The following is a 2245-nucleotide window of genomic DNA, read 5'->3' as shown; positions in this document are numbered from 1 at the left end:
CTGCGCCGCAGCGACGTCGGCCTCGGCAGCGGTGACCTCGGCGGTCGCGGTCTCGACCTCGTCCTCGGCCGCAGCGGCGTCCGCGACGGCGGCGACGACTCCGGCGTCGGCCGCGACGAAGGCTGCCACCGCATCCTCGAGGTCGAGCGCGGTAGCAGTGACCGTCGCTGCGGTGCTCGTGACGGCAGCCTCCGCCGCGGTCAGGTCGTCGTTCGCATCGGACGCGGCGAGCGCTGCGTCGTCGGCGTCGTCCTGGGCGTCGGACAAGGCCTGCGCGGCGACCGGGACGGCCGCGTCGGCGTCGAGCGCTGCCTGGTAGGCCGCCTGCGCCGCCGTGAGCTCGGCCTGTGCCAGAGCGAGCTCCCCATCGGCCGCCTCGACCGCTGCCTGAGCTGCCGCGATGGCTGGAGCGTCGTCGGCGTCGATGGCGTCCTGGAGATCTTGCTCCGCGGCGGCGAGGACGTTGGTCGCGGTGGTCACCTCTGCCTGCGCCTCGTCCCTTTCGACGAGCAAGAGGCCGGCATCTGTCGCGTCGGCCAGGGCCTGGGCCTGATCCAGGTTCGTCTGGGCCAGGGAGACGGCCTCGTCGGCGGCGATCACCGCGGCCGCGGCGGCAGCTGCATCGGTCGCGGCCTGGGTGCGGATGTCGACCGCGGCGTCGTAGGCGGCCACCGCGGCGTCGTAGTCGGACTGGGCGGCACTGACGGTGGGGTCGTCCGCCGCCGCGGTGACGGCAGCGGCGGTGGCGGTGGCGACCGCGCCCAAGGCGGCATCGAGCTCTGCGGAGGCGGTGTCGAGGTCCGCGCGGGCCTGGGTCAGGTCGGCCGCGGCTGCTGCGCGGTCCTGCTCGGCCGCCGCGAGCGCTGCCTCGAAGGGTGCGACGTAGGCCGCGTTCTCCGCGAGGACCTCGTCGAGGTCCTCGGCGGCGTCGAAGAACGCCAGGAGGGCGTCGACGAGGGCCGTGACAGCGGCCTCATCGACCCCGTCGGCGAGCTCGGCGTCGAAGGCGGCCTGCGCGGCGGTGCAGGCCGGGTCGCCGGGCGCAGCGACAGCGGTCGGCGCTGCGACCACCCCGAGGCTCAGGAGGGCTGCCGCCGAGGCGGTGGTGATGAGGCGTTGTGGGCGTTGCATGATGCTCCCTGCGTCAGTGGTGGCCCCCCGTGGGCGCCGAAGGCCGTCATCGTCGACAGGGGCGCCGTCCCTACGTGACCGTGACAGTGATCACACCTTTTGGCCAGCCGAGCAGGGGAACGACAGCCGAACGGGTGACCCGTAACGGGACGAGGTGCGCAGATAGGGCAAAGGCCGGGGTGGGTCAGAGTCCCTGCCACGCGGGCTTGGTGGCCCACGCCTCGCGGTAGTGGTCGGCGAGCTCGAGCCGGCCTGCGGCGTCCTCGTCCAGCAGGACCGTCAGGTGCGGGTGGTGCTGCAGCACGGTCGCCGGCCAGCGGGCGCTCACGGCCCCCTCGACGAGCTCGCGGACCGCCTCGCCCTTGGCTGTGCCCTGGGCGAGCAGCACCAGGTGCCTGGCCTCGAGGATCGTCCCGAGCCCCTGGGTCAGGACGTGCGGCGGGACGGCCTCGGGGCGCCCGCCGAAGAAGCGGGCGTTGTCCTGGCGGGTCTGCGAGGTGAGGGTCTTGAGCCGGGTGCGCGAGCCGAGCGAGGATCCGGGCTCGTTGAAGGCCACGTGCCCGTCTGTCCCGATCCCCAGGAGCTGGAGGTCGACGCCCCCTGCTGCGGCGATGGCCGCCTCGTAGTCCGCGCAGGCCGCGGTGAGGTCCTCGGCGGCGCCGTCGGGGCCGTGCACCGCCGCGGGGTCGAGGTCGACCCGGCGCACCAGCTCGCGGTCGATCACCGCCCGGTACCGCTCGGGGTGGTCGGCGGGCAGACCCACGTACTCGTCGAGCAGGAAGGCCCGTGCGTGGGCGAGGCTGAGTCCCTCCTCGGTGTGGCGACGGGCGAGCTCGTCGTACACCGCGAGCGGGCTCGAACCTGTCGCCAGGCCCAGGACGACGTCGCGGTCCTGCGTGGCGCGGTCGCGCACGAGCCGCTCGACGGCGTCGGCCGCGAGCCTGGCCTGGGACGCGTGGGAGTCGCAGATCACGACCTCCATCAGCCCACCACCTCCGGCACCCCGGCGCGGGCCGCCGCCAGCGCGGCGCCGATCGCGGCCACGTGCTCGTCGGCCTGGACCTCGAGGCGGGAGCCGAGGTCCAGGCTGCGCAGGAACGGCGAGGACGCCGCG

At 74.7% G+C, this 2245-nt stretch carries 1 protein-coding gene and 1 pseudogene; both read right to left on the bottom strand.

What is annotated here, in order from left to right; translation table 11 throughout:
* Positions 1-1131, bottom strand: a pseudogene (locus tag L0B03_RS16885) (hypothetical protein); the annotation flags it as partial.
* Positions 1132-1315: 184 nt separating this feature from the next.
* Positions 1316-2113, bottom strand: coding sequence for a glucosamine-6-phosphate deaminase (gene nagB / locus L0B03_RS16880; RefSeq protein WP_250448027.1), 798 nt, complete (start codon positions 2111-2113; stop codon positions 1316-1318).
* Positions 2114-2245 lie beyond the last annotated feature (132 nt).

It is taken from the genome of Actinotalea sp. C106 (assembly GCF_023630195.1).
GTDB lineage: Bacteria > Actinomycetota > Actinomycetes > Actinomycetales > Cellulomonadaceae > Actinotalea.
Note: the sequence above shows the minus strand (reverse complement) of the source record. Positions and strands in the feature narration are given on the sequence as shown.